The 22,858-nt window shown below is 67.1% G+C and carries 24 protein-coding genes and 1 riboswitch; of the genes, 13 read left to right on the top strand and 11 right to left on the bottom strand.

Features of this window, described 5'->3' with window-relative positions; all coding sequences use genetic code 11:
• Nucleotides 1-53 precede the first annotated feature (53 nt).
• Both OG203_RS31865 and OG203_RS31860 read left to right on the top strand, forming a co-directional pair.
• A complete protein-coding gene (locus tag OG203_RS31865; RefSeq protein ID WP_405160930.1) occupies nt 54-1,229 on the top strand; it encodes an acyl-CoA dehydrogenase family protein in 1,176 nt (391 codons plus the stop codon).
• A gap of 205 nt (nt 1,230-1,434) precedes the next feature.
• Nucleotides 1,435-1,803, top strand: a complete 369-nt coding sequence (locus tag OG203_RS31860; RefSeq protein WP_405160929.1) for a DUF6401 family natural product biosynthesis protein — start codon at nt 1,435-1,437, stop codon at nt 1,801-1,803.
• A gap of 74 nt (nt 1,804-1,877) precedes the next feature.
• Here the strand turns inward: OG203_RS31860 and OG203_RS31855 are convergent, their stop codons facing one another.
• Complete coding sequence (locus OG203_RS31855; RefSeq protein WP_405160928.1) at nt 1,878-2,744, bottom strand: mechanosensitive ion channel family protein; 867 nt, start codon at nt 2,742-2,744, stop codon at nt 1,878-1,880.
• Between the two features lie 436 nt (nt 2,745-3,180).
• On the opposite strand from OG203_RS31855, the gene OG203_RS31850 reads away from it, so the two are divergent.
• Nucleotides 3,181-3,639: a DUF4254 domain-containing protein gene (locus tag OG203_RS31850; RefSeq protein WP_405160927.1), complete on the top strand. Its 459-nt coding sequence runs from the start codon at nt 3,181-3,183 to the stop codon at nt 3,637-3,639.
• 23 nt (nt 3,640-3,662) lie between these two features.
• On the opposite strand, the gene OG203_RS31845 is transcribed toward OG203_RS31850, so the two are convergent.
• Entirely contained in the window at nt 3,663-4,796 is a 1,134-nt protein-coding gene (locus tag OG203_RS31845) for an AbrB family transcriptional regulator (RefSeq protein WP_405160926.1), read from the bottom strand.
• Between the two features lie 256 nt (nt 4,797-5,052).
• A riboswitch (TPP riboswitch) is annotated at nt 5,053-5,168 on the top strand.
• Between OG203_RS31845 and OG203_RS31840 the strand changes: the two genes are divergently transcribed.
• A complete protein-coding gene (locus OG203_RS31840) occupies nt 5,165-6,553 on the top strand; it encodes a purine-cytosine permease family protein (RefSeq protein WP_405160925.1) in 1,389 nt (462 codons plus the stop codon). Its footprint overlaps the riboswitch before it by 4 nt.
• Nucleotides 6,554-6,728: 175 nt before the next feature.
• Here the strand turns inward: OG203_RS31840 and OG203_RS31835 are convergent, their stop codons facing one another.
• Nucleotides 6,729-8,117: a cystathionine beta-synthase gene (locus tag OG203_RS31835; RefSeq protein ID WP_405160924.1), complete on the bottom strand. Its 1,389-nt coding sequence runs from the start codon at nt 8,115-8,117 to the stop codon at nt 6,729-6,731.
• 111 nt (nt 8,118-8,228) lie between these two features.
• Between OG203_RS31835 and OG203_RS31830 the strand changes: the two genes are divergently transcribed.
• From OG203_RS31830 to OG203_RS31820, 3 genes are all read left to right on the top strand, one after another.
• Complete coding sequence (locus OG203_RS31830) at nt 8,229-8,708, top strand: hypothetical protein (RefSeq protein WP_405160923.1); 480 nt, start codon at nt 8,229-8,231, stop codon at nt 8,706-8,708.
• Between the two features lie 99 nt (nt 8,709-8,807).
• Complete coding sequence (locus tag OG203_RS31825; RefSeq protein ID WP_405160922.1) at nt 8,808-9,698, top strand: SGNH/GDSL hydrolase family protein; 891 nt, start codon at nt 8,808-8,810, stop codon at nt 9,696-9,698.
• A gap of 40 nt (nt 9,699-9,738) precedes the next feature.
• The gene (locus tag OG203_RS31820) at nt 9,739-10,959 is read left to right on the top strand and encodes an acetyl-CoA C-acetyltransferase (protein WP_405160921.1); all 1,221 of its coding nucleotides are present in this window, start codon (nt 9,739-9,741) and stop codon (nt 10,957-10,959) included.
• 68 nt (nt 10,960-11,027) lie between these two features.
• Here the strand turns inward: OG203_RS31820 and OG203_RS31815 are convergent, their stop codons facing one another.
• A complete protein-coding gene (locus OG203_RS31815) occupies nt 11,028-11,888 on the bottom strand; it encodes a Bax inhibitor-1/YccA family protein (RefSeq protein WP_405160920.1) in 861 nt (286 codons plus the stop codon).
• 124 nt (nt 11,889-12,012) lie between these two features.
• Nucleotides 12,013-13,164, bottom strand: a complete 1,152-nt coding sequence (locus tag OG203_RS31810) for a class I SAM-dependent methyltransferase (protein WP_405160919.1) — start codon at nt 13,162-13,164, stop codon at nt 12,013-12,015.
• A 264-nt stretch (nt 13,165-13,428) separates the two neighbouring features.
• Between OG203_RS31810 and OG203_RS31805 the strand changes: the two genes are divergently transcribed.
• The 4 genes from OG203_RS31805 (at nt 13,429) to OG203_RS31790 (ending at nt 15,929) form a co-directional block, all read left to right on the top strand.
• The gene (locus tag OG203_RS31805; protein WP_405160918.1) at nt 13,429-14,076 is read left to right on the top strand and encodes a hypothetical protein; all 648 of its coding nucleotides are present in this window, start codon (nt 13,429-13,431) and stop codon (nt 14,074-14,076) included.
• Nucleotides 14,055-14,639, top strand: a complete 585-nt coding sequence (locus OG203_RS31800) for a hypothetical protein (protein ID WP_405160917.1) — start codon at nt 14,055-14,057, stop codon at nt 14,637-14,639. Before OG203_RS31805 ends, OG203_RS31800 begins: the two co-directional genes overlap by 22 nt.
• A gap of 60 nt (nt 14,640-14,699) precedes the next feature.
• Complete coding sequence (locus tag OG203_RS31795; RefSeq protein WP_405160916.1) at nt 14,700-15,227, top strand: DUF6153 family protein; 528 nt, start codon at nt 14,700-14,702, stop codon at nt 15,225-15,227.
• An 84-nt stretch (nt 15,228-15,311) separates the two neighbouring features.
• A complete protein-coding gene (locus OG203_RS31790; protein WP_405160915.1) occupies nt 15,312-15,929 on the top strand; it encodes a DUF305 domain-containing protein in 618 nt (205 codons plus the stop codon).
• A gap of 75 nt (nt 15,930-16,004) precedes the next feature.
• On the opposite strand, the gene OG203_RS31785 is transcribed toward OG203_RS31790, so the two are convergent.
• The 5 genes from OG203_RS31785 to OG203_RS31765 all read right to left on the bottom strand — a co-directional run bounded on the left by OG203_RS31785 (nt 16,005) and on the right by OG203_RS31765 (nt 19,575).
• Nucleotides 16,005-16,766, bottom strand: a complete 762-nt coding sequence (locus OG203_RS31785) for an alpha/beta fold hydrolase (protein WP_405160914.1) — start codon at nt 16,764-16,766, stop codon at nt 16,005-16,007.
• Between the two features lie 31 nt (nt 16,767-16,797).
• Nucleotides 16,798-17,235, bottom strand: coding sequence for a hypothetical protein (locus OG203_RS31780; protein ID WP_405160913.1), 438 nt, complete (start codon nt 17,233-17,235; stop codon nt 16,798-16,800).
• Nucleotides 17,236-17,341: 106 nt separating this feature from the next.
• On the bottom strand, nt 17,342-17,659 hold the full coding sequence (locus OG203_RS31775) for a hypothetical protein (protein WP_405160912.1): 318 nt from the start codon (nt 17,657-17,659) through the stop codon (nt 17,342-17,344).
• 23 nt (nt 17,660-17,682) lie between these two features.
• Complete coding sequence (locus OG203_RS31770; RefSeq protein WP_405160911.1) at nt 17,683-18,018, bottom strand: hypothetical protein; 336 nt, start codon at nt 18,016-18,018, stop codon at nt 17,683-17,685.
• A gap of 135 nt (nt 18,019-18,153) precedes the next feature.
• Nucleotides 18,154-19,575 (bottom strand): three-helix bundle dimerization domain-containing protein, encoded by a 1,422-nt coding sequence (locus OG203_RS31765; protein WP_405160910.1) that lies wholly within the window; start codon nt 19,573-19,575, stop codon nt 18,154-18,156.
• 388 nt (nt 19,576-19,963) lie between these two features.
• Between OG203_RS31765 and OG203_RS31760 the strand changes: the two genes are divergently transcribed.
• Both OG203_RS31760 and OG203_RS31755 read left to right on the top strand, forming a co-directional pair.
• On the top strand, nt 19,964-20,767 hold the full coding sequence (locus OG203_RS31760; protein WP_405160909.1) for an SDR family oxidoreductase: 804 nt from the start codon (nt 19,964-19,966) through the stop codon (nt 20,765-20,767).
• A gap of 151 nt (nt 20,768-20,918) precedes the next feature.
• Nucleotides 20,919-21,743 carry a transglutaminase domain-containing protein gene (locus OG203_RS31755; protein WP_405160908.1) on the top strand — a complete coding sequence of 275 codons (825 nt, stop codon included), beginning with the start codon at nt 20,919-20,921 and terminating at the stop codon, nt 21,741-21,743.
• A gap of 39 nt (nt 21,744-21,782) precedes the next feature.
• On the opposite strand, the gene OG203_RS31750 is transcribed toward OG203_RS31755, so the two are convergent.
• Complete coding sequence (locus tag OG203_RS31750; protein ID WP_405160907.1) at nt 21,783-22,733, bottom strand: SDR family NAD(P)-dependent oxidoreductase; 951 nt, start codon at nt 22,731-22,733, stop codon at nt 21,783-21,785.
• Nucleotides 22,734-22,858: the final 125 nt, after the last annotated feature.

Below are 22,858 nucleotides of genomic sequence, written 5' to 3'. Positions count from 1 at the left end.
GTTCCTCGGCTGACCCCGATCTGACCGGTGCCCTTCCCATTTACGCTTAGCCCATGGTGACTGTGGAAGAACTGTTCGCGATCGACTCCCTGCTGTCCGACGATGAGCGCGAGATCCGCGATGCCGTCGCGACCTTCGCGAATCAACGCTTGCGACCGCACATCGCGGACTGGTTCGAGGAGGGCACCTTCCCGGCCCGCGAGATCGCGCCGCAGCTCGGTGAGGTCGGGCTGCTCGGCATGCATCTCGAGGGATACGGCTGTGCCGGCATGTCGGCGACGATGTACGGGTTGGCGTGCCAGGAGCTGGAGGCCGTCGATTCCGGCGTGCGCAGCATGGTGTCGGTGCAGGGATCGCTGGCGATGACCGCGATCCACAAGTACGGCTCGGAGGAGCAGAAGCAGCAGTGGCTGCCGGAGATGGCGGCGGGCCGCGCGCTCGGCTGCTTCGGGCTCACCGAACCCGATTTCGGTTCCAACCCCGGCGGCATGCGGACCAGGGCCAAGCGCGACGGCACCGACTGGGTGCTCAACGGCTCGAAGATGTGGATCACCAACGGCTCGGTGGCCGATATCGCGGTGGTGTGGGCGCAGACGGAGGACGAGGGCAGGCAGGTGATCCGCGGCTTCCTGGTACCGGCCGGGACGCCGGGGTTCAGCGCGCGCGAGATGCATCGCAAGCTGTCGCTGCGCGCCTCGGTGACCGCGGAACTGGACTTCGACGACGTCCGGCTGCCCGCCGATGCCGTGCTGCCGGAGTCGCGCGGGCTGGCCTCGCCGCTGGCTTGTCTGAGCGAGGCGCGGTTCGGCATCATCTTCGGCGCGCTCGGCGCGGCCCGCGACTGCCTGAGCTCGACCATCGAATACGCGCGCACCCGCGAGGTGTTCGACAAGCCGCTGGCCGGGTACCAGCTGACCCAGGCGAAGCTGGCGAACATGGCCCTGGAATTCGGCAAGGGCCAGCTGCTCGCCCTGCACCTCGGCCGGTTGAAGGATCGTGGCACGGTGACCCCCGAGCAGGTGAGCGCCGGGAAGCTGAACAGCACGCGGGAGGCCATCGCGATCGCGCGCGAGTGCCGCACCATCCTCGGCGCCAACGGCATCACGCTGGACTATCCGGTGCTGCGGCACGCGAACAACCTGGAGTCGGTGCTCACCTACGAGGGCACCGCGGAAGTGCATCAGCTGGTGCTCGGCCGCGCACTGACCGACGCCAACGCCTTCCGGTGACAATCGGTCATCGGATTCAACCGCCGGAAGTCGAATAACCGCAAATGCATACCGGACGGTCGCATTTATCCTCGGCTTCTGGCGAACCGGTTCGCGCGCAAGCATTTTCAATGCGGCGAATTTGCTGGACCGCACTTTTCCGGCAAAACAGACTGGGTTAAGCGTCACAGTTTTATAAAGACTCGCCGATTGCTAGCATAGGAACATGTTTCTGCTCGGCCCCGCGTTGCTCGAAGTGTCGGCGCGCAAGATATTGACCCGCCTGCACAAGACGCACGGGGTACCGGCGCTCGCCGCGGCGGCGGAACTGCCCGCGCTCTCGGCGGCGCTGGATCAGCACGCCGCGGCCGTGCGCGACATCCTCGAGCTCGGCGTCGAGGGTGCCGCGCGGGTTCCGGTGAGCGTGCTGCTCGCCGGCTACGCGCGCGGGCTCCTCGACCATGTGCGCGAGGCCGCGGCCGAGCACGGCATGACCAGCGCGGCACCGAGCGATCTCGGCAGCTGGGCGAACGCCGACTGGGTTCAGCTGCGCCTGGCGAGCGTGTGCCTGCACCCGTCGCAGCAACTCGCCTGACGCACCCCCCGGACAGAACGCGTCCGCCGTAGGCCACAGGCCAACGGCGGACGCGTTTGTCGTTCTAGCCGTTCTTAGCGGCGTTCGCCCGGATCGCGGTAACCCATGTACTCACCGGACTGCTCGTACGAACCACCACCCTGCATCGCGCCCTGGTCCCACTGCTGCGAGTGCTGGCCGCGCGAGGCCTGCTGATCCATCCATAGCTGCTCACGCGAGGCATCCTCACGGCCGCGCGAGTACGCCTCCGCGTGCCCCTTGACCGCGGGCATCTCCTCTTCCAGGCCGCTGAGCCAGTTCTCCCAGCGCTGCTGCATCGGGCGAACCATGCCGCCGCCGATGCCGACGACCATGATGCCGCCGATGGTGGCGAGCACGGTGATCAGGATCGGCATGGTGACCGACATGGCCACCCCGATCTGGTTCAGCGCGGCGACAATGCCGACGCCCCAGATGAACACCGCGGCGATCCGGCCGATCATCGCGCCGTAGGACAGGCCGCCGAGCATGTTGCCGACCAGGTCACGCACCGCGGACGCGATCGCACCGGCGATCACGATGATGATGATCGCCACCGCGGCCTTCGGCAGCCACGAGACGATGCCGTCGAGCAGATCGCTCACCGGGTTCGGGCCGAACACACCGAAGCCGAGCTGCAGCGCGATCAGCAGGATCGCGTAGTAGGCAAGCTTCGCCAGCAGATCGGAGGCGTCGTAGCGGCTGCGCGACATCATCTGCTTGAGGCCGCCGCGTTCGACAAGGCGGTCGAAGCCGAGCCGGTCGAGCACCTTGTCCACGATCGTCGAGACGACCTTCGCGACGATCCAGCCGATGAGCAAGATGACAATGAATCCGGCCAGCTTGGGGACGAACGTGGCCACCGAACTCCACGCGTCCGAGAACCCCTTCTGGAAATCGATAGCCAAACTGGAGGTGTACATGCCCATCCCTTCGCTATCCGATTACGCCATGGCGGTTGCCGAGGCTGCTTCAAGGCCGGTTATACCCCGGCGTCATAACTCGAATCACCTGTTTGCAGATAATTTGCCACATTGCGGCTTTCGACGCGACCGCTAACACGTCCGGCGCGCGGAGGCCGTACCGTCGGTGCCGACCATCCCCCGACCGAGCGGTCTCCCTCACAACCGGACAAACGCGATGAGGAGAAGATTGTTACGACCTGTCATCGCGGTGCCATCTCGATGTCACCGACACGCCAAGGTAAGCGGCGCACGCTTATCCCGGATTCGGCATCAGGGCAATGCCTCCCGCCTGACGTCACCCGGAGGAGCACGATGAGTACGCAGTCAGCCGACCCCATCGATCGATGGTTGGTCTCCTGCCCTGGAACGAGCCACAATCCGCTGGGAGCCCGCGATGTTCGTGCGTGATCGCGCGCTACCCGCCACCGGCGCCGCCGCTCGGTCGCTGCCGGATCAACGCGAACTGGTCGCCGCTTTCGGCAGCCACCAGGGTGATCCGAGCACCGACCATCCCCTGATCGACTGGGCCCGCAGTTTGGCGACCCTGCACCGGCAGCGCCACGGCAATCCGCTCGCGGCCGCCGGAATAGATTGCCGCCGAGCCGAATTGGTAGCAACCATCGACACCTGGGTGGCCACTCAGCTCCCCCGCCGCAGCTGCACCGAACACCTGCGCGCCGGATCGCTCGGCGCCACCGTCGATCGCATGGCCGCCGCGCACGCGCACGCGAGCCACCTCTTGCACACGGCCGATAAGGTTTCCGACGATCGGGTGCACGCGGCGTGGTACCGGCTCGCGTCACTGGCCGACGAATGGACCGATCTGCTCGTCGGCGCGGTGCGAAAAGCGTAGTGGCGCAGCGGAACCCGGGCGGGTCAGACCGCCAGCTCGGGTTCTCGCATCCCTATCTGCCGCGCCGTCATCCAGCGCATCCCCTTGGCCAGCAGCGGCAGCATCAACACCATCAGCAGCAGCCGCATGCTCTGCACGCAGGTGATCAGTGGCAGGTTGGCGTCCATCGACTCGGCGGTGGCAAGCACGGCGTTGATGCCGCCGGGCGTGGTGGCCAGGTAGATGTCGGACAGCTCGAGGTCGACGAAGGTGGCGACCGCGAAGGCCAGGCCGGCGACGATGGCGGACAGCGCGACGATGGTGACCGTCATGCCGGGGATCATCCTGGCCATCTCGCGGACGACGTTCCTGGTGAAGCGGGTGCCGACCTCGAAGCCGATCAGCACGAACAGCAGGTCCTTGAACAGGTTCGTCGGCGCGTACCCGTGGCTGACGCCGAGGGCGGTGAGCACCGCGGAGGCCAGCATCGGCCCGATCAGTGCCGGGCTCGGCAGGCTGAGCCGCTTGCCGAGTTTGGTGCCGACGACGCACAGCATCACCGCGATGGACAACCCGGCGACCTGGTCGCCGCGCCCGACGATCATCCAGAACGGCAGATCGGGGTTGGTGACCGCGCCGCCGAGCGTCGCGTGCTGGGTGCTCAGGCTGTCGCCGCTGTTGTTCAGCAGCGCCCCGAGGGCCGGGGCGCTCACCGCGACCAGCGCGACCCGCAGGTACTGCATGAACGCCACCTGGCGCGGGTCCGCGTCCATATCGTCGGCCACGGCGACTACCGCAGCGGAACCGCCTGCCAGCAGGCCGAGCGTCGCGGTCGGCAATTCCACGTGGGCGAATCGGGCGAACACCACCGCGACAAGCAGGCTGATCAACAGCGTCGCCACCGTGACGGCCAGCACGGGGATCAGCGCCAACCCGATGCTGGACAGCAGCGAGACCTCCAGATAGCTGCCCATCAGCACACCGAGCATGGACTGCACGCCGCAGGAGAGTTGTCGAGGCATCGGGGCTGGCAACTTCCCGGCCAACGCCAGGGCGCCGCCGACGAGGATCGCGAGGATCATCTGCGGCGCCGGAAAATGCACTCGATCGAGGAACTCAGCCCCGGCAAGCACCGAGGCCAGCAGAGCTACCCATCCGATCACTTGCCTCCGAGTCATACCTAGTGATTGTTGCCGCAGCTAATGAACAAACAGTAACGACTCCGTTATCAGGGTTAACAGACGGTGTGATCCCGGCCGCATGAAGCCCATTACCTGTTCAGAGCGGACATTTCCTAAACGACGCGTGGTCCTCCTACGTTACCCGATATTCACAATTGCTACCGAGCGAACTTGCAGCTCCCGGCTGTACGGGGGCAATGACGGTGCGAATCGCACGGACCGACACGCCGCCGCGTGTACTATTCGCCCGAACCACCCCCACCGCGGGAGCTCGGGCACGGCCGGGCTGAGAGGGCGGACCCCAGCGCTTCGCCGACCGCATGAACCTGTCCGGGTAATGCCGGCGTAGGAAGAGCGTTTCGGGCATGTCTTCACCAACCCTGCACAACTCCGAACGGCACGAGGCCCCCTTCACCCTCGATGAGCCCGCCCCGAAGGTGCTGTCCTTCTGGGACCAGAGCGCATTCTGGGCAAATCTGGGTGTCAGCCTCATCGCCTTCTCCGGCGCGTACACCGTGCTCGCGCCGAATTCCGACGGCGCGCCGCGGATCTCCCTCTCCGCTGGCATCCTCGCGATGGTCGTCGGGACGGTCGTCGGCGGGCTGATGCTCGGCCTCGCTGCGGTGCCGGGAGCCAAGACCGGCAAGCCGGCGATGGTCCTGCTGCGCGGCCTGTTCGGCGCGAAACTCAGTTATCTGCCAACCGTTTTGAACATCGCCCAGCTGATCGGCTGGGGCACCTTCGAACTGATCGTCATCGGCGACGCGGCCGACGAACTGTTCGGCGGTGGCCCGCACTGGCTCTACGTGGTGGCCGCCGGGGTGCTCACCACGGTGCTGACGATCTGGCCGCTCGGCTCGGTGCGGATGCTGCGCCGGTTCGTCACGGTCGGCGTGGTGATCGCGCTGATCTGGTTCTACATCCAGTTCTTCCGCACGGGCGTGCCCGACCTGTCGGCCAATCCAGGCCCGCACGGCAGCGGTCCGTTCGGCGCCGACTGGAACCTCTTCTGGATCGCCACCGACGCCGCGCTGGCGGTATCGATCTCCTGGGTGCCGGTCGCGGCCGACTACACGCGGCACTCGCGCAGCGCCGGCACCGCGTTCGGCGCGGCGAGCGGGGCCTACGCGATCACCCAGATCGTGGCCTACACGCTCGGCTTGTTCGCGCTGGCCCGTGCCACCGGCGATGGCCAGTACTCGCCGTTCCTACAGGTCAGCCTCGGCGGGCTGTTCTTCTTCGTGTTCGTACTCCGCGAGGCCGACCAGTCGTTCGCCAATGTGTACTCCACCGCCGTCTCGATCCAGAACCTCGCGCCGCGCATCGACCGGCGGATCCTGTCGATCGGGCTCGGCCTGCTGATCACGCTGCTCGCGCTGCGGCTGAACATGGCCAACTACTTCGGCTTCCTCGGCCTGATCGGTTCGGTGTTCGTGCCGCTGCTCGGCGTGCTCGTCGCCGACTTCTTCCTGCGCGCGAAGGGCGAGTGGAACACCGCCGACGATGCACCGCCGCGCTGGGGCATGATCGTCGCCTGGCTGGCCGGGCTCTCGGTCTACCAGCTGATCAATCCGGGCGATGCCGGTGTGTGGACCACCTTCTGGGTGGACGTGCAGGAGAAGCTGCACTTCACCAAGCAGGCGTGGATGAGCGCGTCGCTGCTGTCATTCCTCGCGGCGTTGCTGGTCGCGTGGGCCGTCGGACGTGTCTCCACGCTGCGGCACGCGCGGGTAGCGGGCCGCGAATCCGTCTAGCGCCCGCCTCGATCAGTTGGGGCCAACAACCAGGCGTGCAGACACCGACTGACGTTTCACGACAACAGATCTCGTGCGCACACGGGTAACTCATCGGGGACGGGCTGACCCACCGCCGGGCGCCGACGTCAAATGCTGCGCACCTAAGTCTGGCCTGAATACGCGGAGAGGCAGGCTAGCCGAGCGTGCCGATGCTCAGGAAGCCGAGCAGGTCATGGCGGGTGATGACGCCGACCGGCTTGCCCTCCTCGACGACCATCAGCGCGTCGGTGTCCGACAGCGCCTTGGTCGCGGCGGAGATCGGTTCGCCCGCGCCGATCAGCGGGAGCGACGGGCTCATGTGCTTGCCGACCGAATCCGTCAGGTGCGCACGGCCTTCGAACACCGCGGAGAGCAGATCGCGCTCCGAGACGCTGCCCGCGACCTCGCCGGCCATCACCGGCGGTTCCGCGCCGACCACCGGCATCTGCGACACCCCGTACTCGCGCAGGATCTCGATGGCATCGCGCAGGGTCTCCGACGGATGGGTGTGCACCAGGTCGGGCAGCTCGCCGGACTTGCCGCGCAACACGTCGCCGACCAGCGGTTCGACCATGCTGCCGTCGAGGCGCTCGCGCAGGAAGCCGTAGGAACTCATCCACTGGTCGTTGAAGATCTTCGACAGGTAGCCGCGGCCACCATCGGGCAGCAGCACCACAACGACCGCGTCCGGGTCGCGCTTGGCGACCTCGATGGCCGCGACCACCGCCATCCCGCACGAGCCGCCGACCAGCAGGCCTTCCTCGCGGGCCAGGCGCCGGGTCATATCGAAGGAGTCCGCGTCGGAGACGGCGATGATCTCGTCCGGGATGGCCGGGTCGTAGGCGGACGGCCAGAAGTCTTCGCCGACGCCCTCGACCAGATACGGCCGTCCGGTGCCGCCGGAGTACACCGAGCCCTCCGGGTCGGCGCCGATGATCTTGACTTTGCCGCCGGACACCTCCTTGAGGTAGCGGCCGACGCCGGTGATGGTGCCGCCGGTGCCGACACCCGCGATGAAGTGGGTGACCTTGCCGTCAGTGTCACGCCAGATCTCGGGGCCGGTGGTCTCGTAGTGGCTGTCGGGGCCGCCAGGGTTGGAGTACTGATCGGGCTTCCACGCGCCGTCGATCTCGCCGACGAGGCGGTTGGACACGCTGTAGTAACTGGCCGGATCTTCCGGCGCCACGGCGGTCGGGCACACGACAACCTCGGCGCCGTACGCGCGCAACACGTTGCGCTTGTCCTCGCTGACCTTGTCCGGGCAGACGAAGACGCAGTGGTAGCCGCGCTGCTGAGCGACCAGCGCGAGACCGACACCGGTGTTGCCCGAGGTGGGTTCGACGATGGTGCCACCTGGCTTCAACTGCCCTGACTTCTCGGCCGCGTCGATCATCTTCACCGCGATCCGGTCCTTGGAGCTACCACCCGGATTCAGGTATTCGATCTTGGCCGCTACCAGTCCGGCATTCGGTCCTACAACAGAGTTCAACCGGACCAGCGGCGTATTGCCGATGAGGTCCACGACATGGTCGGCGATGCGCATGCGCCCCATAGTTCCAGATGCACCCGGTGTGAGTTGGCGCACGCCACGCGGAACCCCCGCCGGGCGCGACAAACCAGGGAAACCGGCAAACGCCCATTTAGGATCCGAACCATGAAGCAGCCGAACATCGCCCGTGCCGGTGTTGTGCTGGCCGGAGCGGCGCTGGCCGCGCTGGTCGGTCCCGGCGTGCGGGCGAACGCAGTCACCGTCGAATTCCCACAGGTGCCGACCATGGCGCACGGCGGCCTGTGCGGCACGACCATTCGCACCTGGGCCGACATCGGCCCAGCGTGGCCGGGCCGAGCCATCCTCAATATGCGCGCGCTCCCGGTCATCGGCATCGGTGACGGCGACTATCCGCTTGCCCCGCTGTGCGACGTGCACACCACGGTGGACTGGCGCAATACCACCACCGGCGCGGTGGGCAGGTACGAGGACACGATCGTCACCGGCCTCTACGGCAGCATCCAATACTCGCTGTTCCAGGACACCGGCCCAGGCCATGTCGAGGTCACCGTCACCACCGACGCCGCCAGTATTCCGGCGCACGGCTGGTTCGAGGTTCCCGCTCCTGCTGCCCCGCCTGCGTAAAGTCGGTACATTTTCTTTTGTGAGCGAGCGTCAGCGAGCGAACCAGGGATACAGCGCGCCTGGGCGCACGACGGAACCGAGCGCCAGCGAGGTGCAGTCGTGAGCGCACCACGCATCGGCTGGCGTACGGCCGCGGTGACCGGCGCCGCGACAGTCTTGGCCGGTTCCGGAGCGGGCACCGCATGGTGGGCGACGTCTCGACTGTTGATGGCGCAGGCCGGCGCGGCGCGCGGCGTCATCGGCCGAGATACCTCGAAACCGCCTGAGGCGGACGGCATCTACACCGCAGGCTGCCTGGTGCCGGAACGCTGGCGCACCGGCAAGCACGCGGATCTGCACCTGATGATCTTCGGTGATTCCACCGCGGCCGGTGTCGGCTGCCTGGTCGCCGACGAGGTGCCCGGCGTGCGCCTGGCCCGTGGGCTCGCCCTCGCCACGGGGCAGCGAATCCGATTGAGCACCAAGGCGATCTCCGGTGCCACCTCCAAGGGCCTGTCCGGTCAGGTCGACGCCATGTTCGTGGCCGGTCCGCCGCCGGACGCCGCGGTCATCCTGATCGGCGCCAACGACATCACCAAGAAGCACTCCGTGCGCGCCTCCTCGCACCGGCTCGCCGCCGCGGTCGCGCGACTGCGCACGGCCGACAGCGTGGTGGTGGTCGGCACCTGTCCGAATCTGGGCACGGTCACCGCGATTCCGCAGCCGCTGCGCACGGTGGTGCACAACTGGAGCGTCCGGCTCGCCCGCGCGCAAACGGTGGCAACCAGCGTCGCGGGCGGACGCCCGGTGCCGATGGGTTATCTGCTCGCTCCTGAGTTCCGCGCCCAGCCCGAACTCCTCTTCTCCGCCGACGGTTTCCACCCGTCGGCCGCCGGTTACGAACTGGCCGCAGCACAACTACTTCCGGTCCTGCTCGAGGCGTTGGACGAGGTGACCCCGGGTGTCCGGTCACCGGGGCGCGACGTAGATTCGATAGGAACCCGCGAGTAACAACAGCGGTTCGCACGTTCCTTCCGACAAAGGAGTCCTCATGCCTGAGGCTGTCATCGTCTCGACCGCCCGCTCCCCCATCGGCCGGGCGGCCAAGGGATCGCTGGTCGACATGCGGCCCGACGACCTGACCACCCAGATCGTCCGCGCGGCGCTCGACAAGGTGCCCGCCCTTGACCCCGCCCAGATCGATGACCTGATTCTCGGCTGCGGTTCCCCCGGTGGCGAGTCGGGCTTCAATATCGCCCGCATCGTCGCGGTCCAGCTCGGCTACGACTTCGTGCCAGGCACCACGGTGCACCGCTACTGCGCGTCGTCGCTGCAGTCCACCCGGATGGCCTTCCACGCGATCAAGGCCGGCGAGGGTCACGCGTTCATCTCCGCGGGCGTCGAGACGGTGTCCCGGTACAAGAACGGTTCCGCCGACAGCTGGCCGAACACCCAGAACGAGCTGTTCGCCGAGGCGCAGGCGCGCACCGCGAAGGCCGCCGAGGGCGGCGCCGGCATCTGGCACGACCCGCGCGAAGACAACGTGGTCCCCGACGCCTACATCGCGATGGGCCAGACCGCGGAGAACGTCGCGAGCTTCACCGGCATCACCCGCGAGGAGCAGGACCGCTGGGGCGTCCGGTCGCAGAACCGGGCCGAGGAAGCGATCGAGAACGGCTTCTTCGAGCGCGAGATCACCCCTGTCACGCTGCCCGACGGCTCGGTGGTGTCCAAGGACGACGGCCCGCGCGCCGGCGTCACCTACGAGGCGGTCAGCAAGCTGAAGCCGGTGTTCCGTCCCGACGGCACCGTCACCGCAGGCAACTGCTGTCCGCTCAACGACGGCGCCGCCGCGCTGGTCGTCATGAGCGACACCAAGGCCAAGGAGCTCGGCCTCACCCCGCTGGCCCGCATCGTGTCCACCGGTGTCTCTGGCCTGTCCCCGGAGATCATGGGCCTCGGCCCGATCGAGGCGTGCAAGCGCGCCCTCGCGCTGGCCGGCAAGTCGATCGACGATATCGACCTGGTCGAGATCAACGAGGCGTTCGCGGTGCAGGTGCTCGGCTCGGCCCGCGAGCTGAAGATCGACGAGGACAAGCTGAACGTCTCCGGCGGCGCCATTGCGCTCGGCCACCCGTTCGGCATGACCGGTGCTCGCATCACCACCACGCTGATCAACAACCTGCAGACCTACGACAAGCAGTTCGGTCTGGAGACCATGTGTGTCGGCGGCGGCCAGGGCATGGCGATGGTTATCGAGCGCCTGAGCTGAGATAAGCAATACGCAGGGCGGTCACCGGGCTTCCGGTGACCGCCCTTTCTCGTCGAAACCCGTTGCGCTTAATCGTTGTTGAAGTAGCTCAGCAGTCGAAGGATCTCGACGTACAGCCACACCAGGGTGACGGTCAGGCCGAGCGCGACGCCCCAGGCCGCCTTCTCCGGCGCCTGTGCGCGGATCAGCTGATCGGCGGCGTCGAAGTCGAGCAGGAAGCTGAACGCGGCGATCGCGATGACCACCAGGCTGAAGACGATCGCGAGCGGGCCACCGTCGCGCAGGCCGAGGCCGCCGGAGATGAAGAAGCTGGCGATCACGTTGCCGATGACGAGGACGAGCACGCCGATCATGGCGCCGACAACCATCCTGGTGAAGCGCGGCGTGACGCGGATCGCGCCGGTCTTGTAGACGACCAGCATGCCGGCGAACACACCGAATGTGCCGAGCACGGCCTGCGCGATCATCGCGCTGCCGCCGACCCCGCCGAACGAGATGTTGGTGAACATGAACGACAGCGCACCGACGAACAGGCCCTCGAACACCGCGTACGAGAGCACGATGACCGGGTTGTCCATCCGCCTGGTGAACGTGGCGAACAGCACGAGCCCCAGGCCGATCAGGCCGCCGCCGAGGACGAACAGCGTGGCCAGCGAGTGGTTCGCGTTGGTAAGGCCGTAGGAGATGATCGCCGACAGCGCGAGCACACCCAGCGTGACGGCCGTCTTGGTCACCACGTCGTCGATGGTCATCGCGCGGGTGTCGGTGGGCTGCTGGTATGGCTGCGGCTGCTGGTATTGCTGGCCGTATTGATTACCGAACTGCTGGCCCATCTGGCCAGCACCGGTCACGCCTGACCCGAAGTTGGCGTAGCCACTACCCTCTTGCCGAGGCAAGTTTCGGAAAACCGGATTGCTTGTGCTACGCACTTGCGTCCCTTTCTGGTCGGTGCCGCTGTTCATCGAGTTCTCACTCGAGAACCAACTGCTAGGTCCAACGTGTGCTGCCCGGCGCTAGTTCCCGAGGGCCGCGCCGACGCGGACAATTCGGACTCTACCGCTGCTGCGCGTCGTGCAGACCACGCACGGATCGAGTGACCGTGAATTTACGGTTGCGGCCGACCACGTCGGTGCGGCCGACCATCCGCTCGATCACGCCACGGTAGTTCAGATGTGAATTGAATACCGTCCACAGTTCACCACCGGGGCGAAGCACCCGGCCGGTCTCGGCGAACATCTTGATCGCCGACCCGGTGTGCACGGCGGCGCCGACATGGAAGGGCGGATTGCACAGCACCAGGTCGGCGCTGTTGTCGGCGGCCGAGGACATGGCGTCGTCGCGCACCACCGTCACCCGGTCGGCCACCCCGTTGACGGCAACCGTCGCCCTGGCCGAGGCCACCGCGGCCGCCGACTGATCGGTGCCGAGCACCCGCAGCGCGGGCCTGGCCTTGGCCAAGGCGACGGCCAGTAGCCCGGTGCCGCAGCCGAGGTCGACGGCTTCGCGGGCATCGGGTTTCATCCACTTCAGGTGCTCGAGCAGGAACCGGGTGCCGATGTCGAGCCTGGCGCCGGAGAAGGCGGCGCCGTGCGCGACCACGTCGAGGCCGAGGTCGTCGAGCCGGTCGCGCACCGGGAACGGTGGCTCGCCGACCGGTTTCGGCCCGCTGACCAGCAGCGTGCGCGATTTCTGTCGGCCGCGGCTTGCCCTGACCTCGGAAAACGATTGCGCCAGAATGTCGTTCATCGATTTCGTCAGGTACTTGTCCCGGCCGCCCGCGAACACCACCACCTCGGGATCGGCGTAGCGGGCGATGGCGTCGGCGACCTCGGACAGCCCGGCCAGGGCCTTCGGCAACCGCAGCAGCACCACGCGGACGCCGTCGAGCAGCTCGCGGCCGAGCGGGTACGCGGTGTAGCGGTCGGTGAATCCGAGCGCGCGGGCATTGTTGGCCAGGGCGAGTTCGCCGGTCAGCAGATCCTGATACGTGCGGACGCCGCGCAGGTCGTGCGCCGCGACCGCGCCGATGGTCAGCGCACCGTACGCGTCGCCGAGGATAGCTACCTTTCCGCTATCTATGTTGGCGAGCGCGTCATCGGCGACGTCGAGGATCAGCCGATCGGCGGCATCCACAGCGTAGAGGTTTAAGGCCTCCACATCTGGATAGCGCCGCAGTCGGCTCAGTACGTCCTCGATATCTGCCACGCCTCAAGTGTGCTAGATCGTTGCCCCACGGTCGCAACGGGCCCGGCAAACCGGCGCCAGCAAACCGCACAGTCTCATCTGGATTGTTCCAAATAGCCTGCGCCACAATGGATTCAGCCTAACTGGCACCTGCTTCTCGGCCCGCGAACCGCACCGCGTGCCCGACTCCACCCACTCCTGGACCGAGCGGACTCCCGCTGTCCGGCCCTTGCCGAAGCGATAGATGGGCCAGCCCGCGATGGTGATTTGGCCTGCGCCATCAGCATGTTCGACGAAGCCGACGAGTTGGGGATCAACGCCCGTCCCGAACCCGGCTCGCCACGCCGCGCGATCCGCGGTGGCCACATCGCGCCACAGTCACCGACGCACTTAGACCCGGACGGCGTCGCGGTGCCATTTATCGAACCGGTACGGCGCGCGGTTCGTGGCCGGAACGTATTGTCCGACAGCGCTATTGTTCGCGATGCAGAGCTGAAAGACATCAGTGCCGGTCGGCGCAGCGCCGATGGAGATATCGGCCTGTCCCGCGTCTCGGCGGGCGCCTGGCCCTGCGACGCCGCCAGTGGAGGCCCCACCTCGCCCGCGACCAAGGTCGAGACCGCCGAGGCCGGCGCCGCCGAGAGCGCGAGCGTCAGCGCTTCCGCACTCACTCAGCAAACCGCCGAGAATCACCGAGATACCGGCGAATGGCATCTTGGCTCGCCGGAAGTGCTTGGTCGACAGCAATTCTCAGATCCGCCGGATCGATCGATGACGCGCGATTCGCGTCCGGTCATCGACGGCAACGAGGCAGACCGCCGACCGGCTCACCCGACTGGACATCCGATGGCAAACATCGAGAAACCCGTAAATCCCGCGAGATGCCCCGGTCGACGTTTACCATCAGCCCCATGCGTAACAGGATGGTGTTGACCATCGCCGCCGTGACGGCACTGCTCGCGGGCTGCGGCGACGACGGCTCCAGCACGAGCACCCCTGTCGCCACCCCCGTAACCCCCTCGACCACCGGCACCCTGGCCGAGGCGCCGAACGCCCCGCGCGACGCCATGCCCAAGCGCGGCACGGCATCCGGCGACGCGGGCCTGACCGTCACCAACATCCGGATCGGCCACCAGCCCGGCTTCGATCGCGTGGTCTACGACCTCGGCGGCACGGGCACCCCCGGCTGGATCGTGCAATACGCCGACCGGGCCGTGCAGGACGGCAGCGGCAAACCGATCGACGTGGCCGGGAAGTCGATCCTGGAGGTGCAGATCCTCGGCTCGGCCTACCCGTTCGACAGTGCGGTGGCGCCGTACGCGGGGCCCGATCCCGCGACCGAGCCGAGCGCCCCCGGCATCGCGGGTGTCTATCGGAACACCGTGTTCGAAGGCACCACACAGTCGTTCATCGGCGTCAATGCCGACCGGCCAGGGTTCATCGTCACCACGCTGAACAATCCGACCCGACTGGTCATCGACGTCGCCACCCCGTAGGTACCCGTACCGCCAGGGGGTATCTGAAACTGGCCGGACCGCCGTCACTACACTGGCCGCGTGGTCGAACAGCACCTGCCGCTCCGCGCAACCGGGCTCGCCCGCGCGCTCGGCCTGCTGGTACTGCTCGCCGGAATCGTGGCGATGCACTCGGCGGTGTTCGCGATGCATGGCCACGCGGCCGCTTCCGATCATGGCGCGATGGCGAGAGCGGGCGGCACCGTTCGGATGCCCGTCGTCTCGACCGGCACCAACCCGATGACGATGCCTGTCGGCCACGGTATCGACGCTGACACAACCGCCCAACTTCCGATGGCGACCGGTATCACCGCGGCCCTGCCCGATCATGGTGCGCCAGACCAGGATTGCGCGGGCGACGGATGCGGCGGCAGACACGGCGCGATGCACGGCTGCGTGTTCATCCTTGCCGCCGCCACCCTGTTGTTCGCGCTGGTGCTGCTGTATCGGATGACCGTCGATCGGCCGGGCAATGGTGTTGCGCGGCTGCGTCATCGGCGGCCACAGCGAGAACGGTCGCCACCGTGGACCGTGCTCTCACTGGCCGAATTGTCGATTCTGCGGATCTGACAGGCATGCGGCGACCCGCTCGACGGTCGCCGGAGTTCGCCGTGCCTGAAACCCAGTAGTCCGCAATTCACAAGGAGCACAACCATGTTCATCACCCGTACCCGCGTCACGTCCGTCATCGCGGCGAGCACAGCGGCCGCCGCCCTCGTTCTCGCGGGCTGTAGCGACAACGACGCCATGTCCGGCATGGAGCACGGCACGTCGAGCACGCCTGCCGCATCGAGCACGCCGGCGGCCCGCACCGACTTCAACGACGCCGATGTCACCTTCCTGCAGATGATGTACCCGCACCACGCGCAGGCGGTCGACATGGCGAAGCTGGTGCCGGGCCACAGCCAGAACCAGCAGCTGCTGACCCTGGCCGCGAACGTGGAGCAGGCCCAGGCACCGGAGATGCAGCAGATGAGCACGCTGCTGCAAAGCTTCGGCAAGCCCGCTCCGACCGCGAGCGGACACGAAGGGCACACCATGCCGGGCATGATGAGCGCCGACCAGATGAACGCTCTGCAGGCCGCGTCCGGCCCCGACTTCGACCGGCAGTGGCTGACCATGATGATCGAGCACCACACCGGCGCGCTCGACATGGCCGAGCCCGAGCTCGCCAACGGCACCAACGCCGAGTCGAAGGCGTTGGCCCGCAGCATCATCGACAGCCAGCGCGCGGAAATCGACACCATGCGCGCCATGCTCGGCCAGAGCTGATCCGAGGTCCTGTCGCACCGGGATACCCCTCCGGCCTCGGTGCGACAGGGACCGATCGCCGTGGCCGAGCGGGTGTTAAGGCATACCGCCGCGCTCGAAGAACTGCGTCAACAGCGCGTTGAACGGCGCACCGGTGTCCGGCACCAAGTGACCCATCCCCGCACACACCGCGCGTTCGGCACCGGTCTGTTCGGCGATGGCGTCACAGATGATCTCGTCCGACTCCCCGTGCCCACCGGAGATCACCAATATGGGAAAGCCCGCCGCCCGCAGCCGATCCAAGGGCGGCGCCGCCTCATCCGGCGGTCGCGCACCCTGTAGCCGCCGCATCCCGTCGACCAGCACCGGCGGTATCGCGTCGCCGAGGGTGACGGGTGCCCCGACGACGTCGAAGAATCGGGGCAATGCCACTTCCGGCGGCAGTTCGACGGCCTCGATCAGCGCACGCGTCGCGGCGGCCACCGTGTCGACAACCGGGTTTCCCCTGGCGATCCGGTACAGCGGTGGCTCGACGATGGTGAGCGATCGAACGTGCTCGGGTCGCTGCGCGGCGGCGTACATCGACACGATCGCGCCGTAGGACAGCCCGACGAGGTGAACCGGCTGGTCGAGCAGCTGATCGGCGATCAGCCGCGCGTCCTCCTCGAAATCCTGGCGCGCCGTGGCCGGTGTGCCGCCGTGGCCTGGGCGGTCCGGCGCGAGTACGGTCCACCGGTCGGTCAGCGGGCGTTGCGCGCGCCAGGCTTCGCGGCCGCCGAGGATCCCGCCGTGCACCAGCACGACCGGCGGCCCGGCACCCCACCGGTGCACATGCAGCCGGACATCGGAATTCGTCATCGATCTCCTTCTCGACCGGATCTGTTGACCGTTACCGAGGCGCGGTAGGCGGTCCGCACTTCTCCATGTTCACCTGGGTCATGTGCAGGCTTGCCTGCGCGATGTCGGGACCGACGGTGTCGATCGTGCCCTGTCCCTTCGAGATTGCCCGGTAACCCGCGCTGATCTTCTCGATGTCGCCGGTCACCTCGGGTGGCGCGATGGTCTTCACCTGGTCGAACTGGTCGGCCGTCTTGGCGTAGTCGGCCGGGGTGATATCGGACTTCGAGCTCAGTTCGCGTGTGCTGCGCGACAATTGGAGCATCGACTGGCAGTAGTCGCCCGGCGCGGCGGGTCCCTGCGCCGCCGCCGCGGCGGAGTTGCTGGTCGCGGGGGTGGCCGCGCTGTCGCTCTTGTTGTCGGAGCAGGCCGCGCCCGCGGTCGCGACGAGGGCGGTCAGCGCGATCGTGCAGAGTGTTCGGCGATTCATGGACGGTTCCTCCGAGTGTTGATGACCTGTGCTGCCGTCGATACTTCGGGGTGGACGTCTCACCGGCCTTTCACCCGCGTCTCGAGGACCTACCGCTGCCGGTAGATCACCGATCGAGCACGCGTCGCAGCACCTGAATGAGCTCATCCGTCGGATCAGCACCGATCGTCGGCGCCCGCCAGACGATAACCTGGTCGGGGCGTACAAGCACGGCGCCATCGGTGTCGATGCCGACCCGCCCCTGCCACTCGGGTGCGTCGATCACGGTGGCCGCGAGCGGGATTCCCAGCCGCGCCGCCGCTTCATCGGCCGCACGCACCCATGCCGCGCCGCCTGGACCGGCCAGCACCGCGAACTCCGATCGCACGAGATCGAGGGGTGAACAGGCCGACCGCCTCGGCTGTGTGCTCGACGGAATCGCCACGCGCGCAGTGGGAATCGGCTAGCTCACTCGCCGGGACGTTCGATGACCTGCCAGGCGGGTGCGTCCGCCGAGGCCGGAATGGTTCGCGCGCGCTTGCGCACCTGCTCGAGCACGACGAGCGCCGCGCCCGCGAGCAGTATCAGTACGGCGAAGATCGTCACGACCAAAGCCGCGGCGCCGAACCCCCACATCGCCACCACCGCGGCGGCACCGGCGACGACCACGCCGATGAACAGCAAGCCGAACCCGGCCCAGTTCCGGGTGTCCGCCATTGTCTCGCCCTGCTGCGGCTCCGTAATGCGGGTGATGTCCGGGGCGTCATCGAGCGGCGGAATCTCGTACGGACCATCCACTGTCATGCTGCTTACCTCACGCCGCGATACCGGCTGGTCGGCCGGTGCCTGATGCGACAAGTATGCCCCGATTGCCTCATCCGAAACTCGGTGCCGCGACCCTCGTTGGCGGGCAGGGCGTTTCGCCGTGCGGCGGCACAATCAATTGTAGGACTTGCCGACTCCGTCGAGCAGTCGCTCCAGCGTGTCGAAGGTGGGGGTGGTGATCACGTCGATGAGATCGGCGGCGACCGGGATCTTGTGGTCGGTGGTCACCGCGGCGAACTGGGTGGCGTCGTTGGTACGGAAACCGTGCACCGCGGCGAGGCGTTGCAGGTCGGGGTCGGTGGACAGCAGGCGGCCGATCCGGTCGCCCGCCTCGCCCAACGGGACAAGCGTGTGCCGGGACAGAATGGTCGGCGACGGGTACAGCAGCGTCATATCGGGCTTGATCTGGCCGCGCACGGTGGCGTCGACGAACTGCGACTCATAGATCCAGACCAACGGCGTCGGGCCCATGCCCGAGGCGAGGTAGGCGTCGAACGGACCCTCGCTGCTGCTCTGGGTGTAGCCCTGCCCGACGAAAAGCCTTGACACCGTGGGGATTACATCCTGTTCGGCGGAGGTTCCCTGCACGATCGTGTTGTTGTTCGCGACATAGCCCGCGATGGCAAGATACATCGCCGCCGAGTTCGAGCTGCGTGGGTCGGTCGTGGAGATCAGCACATTCTTGCGAACCGGATACGCGGTGTTGTCGCCGAGCTGGTCCCACCGCGTGTTGTTGCCGACCATCCGCAGATAGGGCGCCATATCGAAGGTCGATACCGGACCCCGGTGCACCACACCGGCTTTGGCGAGCAGGTCGGCGATCGGCGTGAACGTGGCGATCGCCATCGGCGACGAGAACGGAATGTATTTCGCACTCACGTTGCGCTGCCGCTGAATTCGCTCGGCCGCCTGCTCACTCGACGGAAACGCGAAATCATACTTCCCGAGATCCACCGAGGTCGCGATCTCCCGCGACCCCGCCGAATCGACCTCGACCTTCACCCCACTGCGCGCAAGCACCTCGGCGACCTTCGGATCCTGGAAGAACGACATTTTCTCGGATCCGACCACGCCACGCACCAGCGCGAGCGACGAAACCCCCGGCGCCTCGGTCGGTGCGGCGCTCGGCCGGCGCACCGCGAGCGCCACCGTAACAACGGTCACCACAACCAAAGCCGCCACCACCGCGGCGACGGCCGCCGAAACCAGACGCTTATTCGTCAGCCACGTTTCCCGCAGCGCCCCCGGCAACCGACCGTCCCCCGAATCGGCCTTGTGCTTCGCGACCCGACGCGTTCTCCCGGTATCCGGCTGCGTGACCGCGGCCGCCGCGTCCGAACGCTCCAGTTCCCGACGAGCCGACCGCTCCACCAGAATCGGCACGAACTGCCGAACCGGATGCCCCTCGAACCGCCTGCGCGCCCGTCCCACCACCGCGTCGATGTGCTGCACGGAGTAGCTGCCGCCAAAGTTTTCGACCAACCGCTCCGTCAGCTGACGAATCGCCTGTTCCTCACGAACAGTGTCGACAACCACAACATTCTCCTCGGCATCAGGCGCCCAACAAGTCCCAACGACAGCACTCCAACCCCATCGCGCCCGGCCACCCTAGCCCCATCCCACCCACCCCGACACCCACCCAAAAACCACCCCTGACCACACATCTCCCGCCCCCCACACCACCCGCCGGCGCCCCAACACGGAGTCACCCCAGATCAGAGCACCGCTCCCCACCCACCGCCGAAAATGACCAGCACCACCACCCACTGACCAGCCCACCCACCCCACCCACAGAATTCAATACAACCTCGCCAACCCGCCACCCCCCGTTGCGCTGACGTTTGCCCCCGCCAAAATGCTCGGCTTCATAGACGGTGATTGAAAGGGCTATGGTCGGCTGGAGTCGCTGACTAAGGAGATGGTTATGCCGCGCACTGCTGTTGTTACCGGTGCTTCGTCCGGGATCGGGAAGGCGACGGCCGCGGCGTTGGTGGCGCGGGGGTATCGGGTGATCGGGACTAGCCGGAAGCCTGAGGGGGTTGGTGACGAGGCGCGGGTGGCGGGGGTGGAGTATCGGGCGCTCGATTTGACCGAGGCCGGGTCGATCGACGCGTTCGTTGCCGGGCTCGGGGACGTCGACGTGCTGGTCAACAATGCCGGTGAGAGTCAGGCGGGGCCGTTGGCGGAACTGCCGACGGATGCGATCGAGCGACTGTTCCGGCTGAATGTGCTCGGGCCGGTCACGCTCACCCAGGCGGTGTTGCCGGGTATGCGGGAGCGCGGGTTCGGCCGGGTGGTGATGGTGGGGTCGATGATCGCCAGCTTCCCGATGCCGTACCGGTCGTCGTATGGGGCGACCAAGGCCGCACTGAAAGGCTTCGCGGTGGCGGCGCGATTCGAGGAATCACCGTTCGGGGTGTGGATCAGCACCGTAGAGCCGGGCCAGATCAACACAGGCCTGCGCGAACGCCGGACAAAATACCTGACCGAAGGCTCGCCCCACACCACCGACTTCACCACATTCATCGCGAAATTGGATGAGGCACAAGGAAAAGGCATCACTGCCGAACGAGTTGCCGACACCATCGTCAACGCCATCGAAGCCGACCGCCCCCGCCCCCTCTACGCCGTCGGCAGCAACGCCCCCCTCATGTTCGCAGTACGCAGACTACTGCCCCGCACCATGATGGAACGCCTCATCGCCCGCGCCCACGGCCTCTCGCGATAGCACCCAGCCCGTCCCAACCTGCCCCCGCCACATCCAATGCGGCTCAACTTGTCCATCTCGCCGGGAGTTGTTCGCACCATCTACAAAGCTGTTGAACAGTGAGCAAGAATCACCTACGAAACGTCGTTGATGGTTGCTTACGATCGACGGCATGGCTGTGGCGATCGACTACAAGGTTTCGGGGCCGTTGACAGGCCTGAGTGAGGTCAATCCGGTAGCGGTGGAGGGGGTTCCGGGGGATGTTGTCGGGATCTGTCGTCTTGCGCCGGGGCTGGTCATTCAGCCCGGGGATGCGCGGAGGCTCGGGTTGCCTGCGGATCGGTTGTCGGAGAATCAGATTCGTCCGGTCGGCGGGCTGGTCGAGGCGATTCTGGCGCTGAATCCGGCACCTTTGAGTGTTGGTAGGGAGCCGGAGCAGCGGGTGATCGGCACGTGTCGTCATTTCGCGGTGATCAGCTGTGCGTTGCTGCGCTATCGGGGGATCGCGGCGCGAGTTCGGTGTGGGTTCGCTACCTACTTTCAGCGTGGGCAGGGGCTTGATCACTGGATCACCGAGTATTGGCATGCGGATGAGGGGCGGTGGGTGCGGATCGACTCCGAGATACTCGGTCAATCGACGCTGGAGTGTCCCGAGGACCTCAGGGCCGGTGAGTTTCTCAGCGGTGGCGAGGCATGGATCGCGTTCCGGGAGGGGCGCATCGACGCCGATTCGTTCGGTGTATACGGGACCGAGAATTGGGGACCGGCCGAGATTCGGGGGAACGCGGTGAAGGATCTCGCCGCGTTGAACAAGGTCGAGATGTTGCCGTGGGACGTGTGGGGGCGGATGGAAGCGGCCTACAACGGCCAGACCGGTGCGGACTATGACGAGCTTCTCGACACCGTCGCCACCACCACCGCCGGTGATGATCTCGCCGCCATCGCCGAGCTCTACGCGCACGACGAGTTACGGGTGCCGCCCGAGCTCATCCGCTGACGGGATCGAACGCGCAGCGGCGCAAAGCAACTGGCGCACTCAGGGTTTGCGGCCGGCGCCCGCCAGGAGGCGCTCGCTCAGCGACCACAATCGATCGGCGCGGTCGGGGTCGACGGCGTAGGGCAGATAGTGGCCGGGTGGTGGATTGCCGTCCTCGGTCCACGGGGTGGCGACGGCGCAGTCTTCGAGGTAGTTGCCGCCGATCAGCTCTGGCGCCACGGCAGCGAACACTGAAGTCGCGGCACCCTGCTCGGGAGTTCGCCACCCGGGCGGGATGGCGCCGCGGCGGCGCAGCGCGGGCCAGCCAGACGCGGCGAGTTGCTCAGGGTCGAGGTGACGCTGCAGGCCGGTCACGATCCCGCCGGGCATCACGGCGTTCGCGGTAATACCCTCGGCGCCGTAGCGAGCGTGCAGGCCGACCGCGAGCAGCGCGCACGCCGTCTTAGACTGCCCGTACGCCTGCCACGGATCATAGTGGCGGTGCAGGTAATTGGGGTCCGCGAAGTCGATATCGCCGCGGCGGTGGGCGCGTGAGGTCAGTGACACCACCCGCGCCGATCCTGCCGCGCGCAGCGAGGGAAGCAGGCCCATCGTGAAGGCGAAATGGCCGAGATAGTTGACGGCCAAGTGGGATTCGAAACCGTCGACGGTGCGCCGCAGCGGTATCGCCATGATTCCGGCGTTGAGAACCAGGATGTGCAGGGGCTTTCCGGTGGCCGCATGCTTGTCCGCCCACGTCGTCACCGACTCCATCGATGCCAGGTCCAACGGGCGAAACACGATGCGGTCGTTGCTCGTTGCCGCCCGCAGCGCGGCGACGGCGGCCTTCCCGGCGACCCGGTCCCGACTCGCGAGCACCACCCGCGCACCCGCCGCGGCGAGCGCCCGCGCGGTCTCGAACCCGAGCCCGGCGGCACCGCCGGTCACGATGGCTTCCTTCCCGGTCAGGTCATGACAGGCGACCACCTCGAGCGCTGTCGGCATCGTCATCGGGTCAACCACCTTGCAAATCGTGCGATGGGCGAAGGCATTTCGGTCCGCGCCGGGACCGTTCGGGATGTCATCATGTCCCGAGCCTGCTGCTCGACATGCCCACGGAGAAGGTGGCATCACTG

This window comes from Nocardia sp. NBC_01499 (assembly GCF_045040275.1).
Lineage (GTDB): Bacteria > Actinomycetota > Actinomycetes > Mycobacteriales > Mycobacteriaceae > Nocardia.
The sequence above is the reverse complement of the archived record's forward strand: the minus strand, read 5'-3'. Positions and strand labels throughout refer to the sequence as shown.

Bases quoted from the DNA above. Each gene is read 5' to 3' on its own strand.
- OG203_RS31760 (WP_405160909.1), top strand. From the start codon at position 19,964: ATGCCGCGCACTGCTGTTGTTACCGGTGCTTCGTCCGGGATCGGGAAG.
- OG203_RS31790 (WP_405160915.1), top strand. From the start codon at position 15,312: ATGTTCATCACCCGTACCCGCGTCACGTCCGTCATCGCGGCGAGCACA.
- OG203_RS31780 (WP_405160913.1), bottom strand. From the start codon at position 17,235: ATGAATCGCCGAACACTCTGCACGATCGCGCTGACCGCCCTCGTCGCG.
- OG203_RS31830 (WP_405160923.1), top strand. From the start codon at position 8,229: ATGAAGCAGCCGAACATCGCCCGTGCCGGTGTTGTGCTGGCCGGAGCG.
- OG203_RS31800 (WP_405160917.1), top strand. From the start codon at position 14,055: ATGCGTAACAGGATGGTGTTGACCATCGCCGCCGTGACGGCACTGCTC.
- OG203_RS31850 (WP_405160927.1), top strand. From the start codon at position 3,181: ATGTTCGTGCGTGATCGCGCGCTACCCGCCACCGGCGCCGCCGCTCGG.
- OG203_RS31770 (WP_405160911.1), bottom strand. From the start codon at position 18,018: ATGACAGTGGATGGTCCGTACGAGATTCCGCCGCTCGATGACGCCCCG.
- OG203_RS31865 (WP_405160930.1), top strand. From the start codon at position 54: ATGGTGACTGTGGAAGAACTGTTCGCGATCGACTCCCTGCTGTCCGAC.
- OG203_RS31855 (WP_405160928.1), bottom strand. From the start codon at position 2,744: ATGTACACCTCCAGTTTGGCTATCGATTTCCAGAAGGGGTTCTCGGAC.
- OG203_RS31750 (WP_405160907.1), bottom strand. From the start codon at position 22,733: ATGACGATGCCGACAGCGCTCGAGGTGGTCGCCTGTCATGACCTGACC.
- OG203_RS31835 (WP_405160924.1), bottom strand. From the start codon at position 8,117: ATGCGCATCGCCGACCATGTCGTGGACCTCATCGGCAATACGCCGCTG.
- OG203_RS31785 (WP_405160914.1), bottom strand. From the start codon at position 16,766: ATGACGAATTCCGATGTCCGGCTGCATGTGCACCGGTGGGGTGCCGGG.
- OG203_RS31860 (WP_405160929.1), top strand. From the start codon at position 1,435: ATGTTTCTGCTCGGCCCCGCGTTGCTCGAAGTGTCGGCGCGCAAGATA.
- OG203_RS31840 (WP_405160925.1), top strand. From the start codon at position 5,165: ATGTCTTCACCAACCCTGCACAACTCCGAACGGCACGAGGCCCCCTTC.
- OG203_RS31820 (WP_405160921.1), top strand. From the start codon at position 9,739: ATGCCTGAGGCTGTCATCGTCTCGACCGCCCGCTCCCCCATCGGCCGG.
- OG203_RS31755 (WP_405160908.1), top strand. From the start codon at position 20,919: ATGGCTGTGGCGATCGACTACAAGGTTTCGGGGCCGTTGACAGGCCTG.
- OG203_RS31845 (WP_405160926.1), bottom strand. From the start codon at position 4,796: ATGACTCGGAGGCAAGTGATCGGATGGGTAGCTCTGCTGGCCTCGGTG.
- OG203_RS31805 (WP_405160918.1), top strand. From the start codon at position 13,429: ATGTTCGACGAAGCCGACGAGTTGGGGATCAACGCCCGTCCCGAACCC.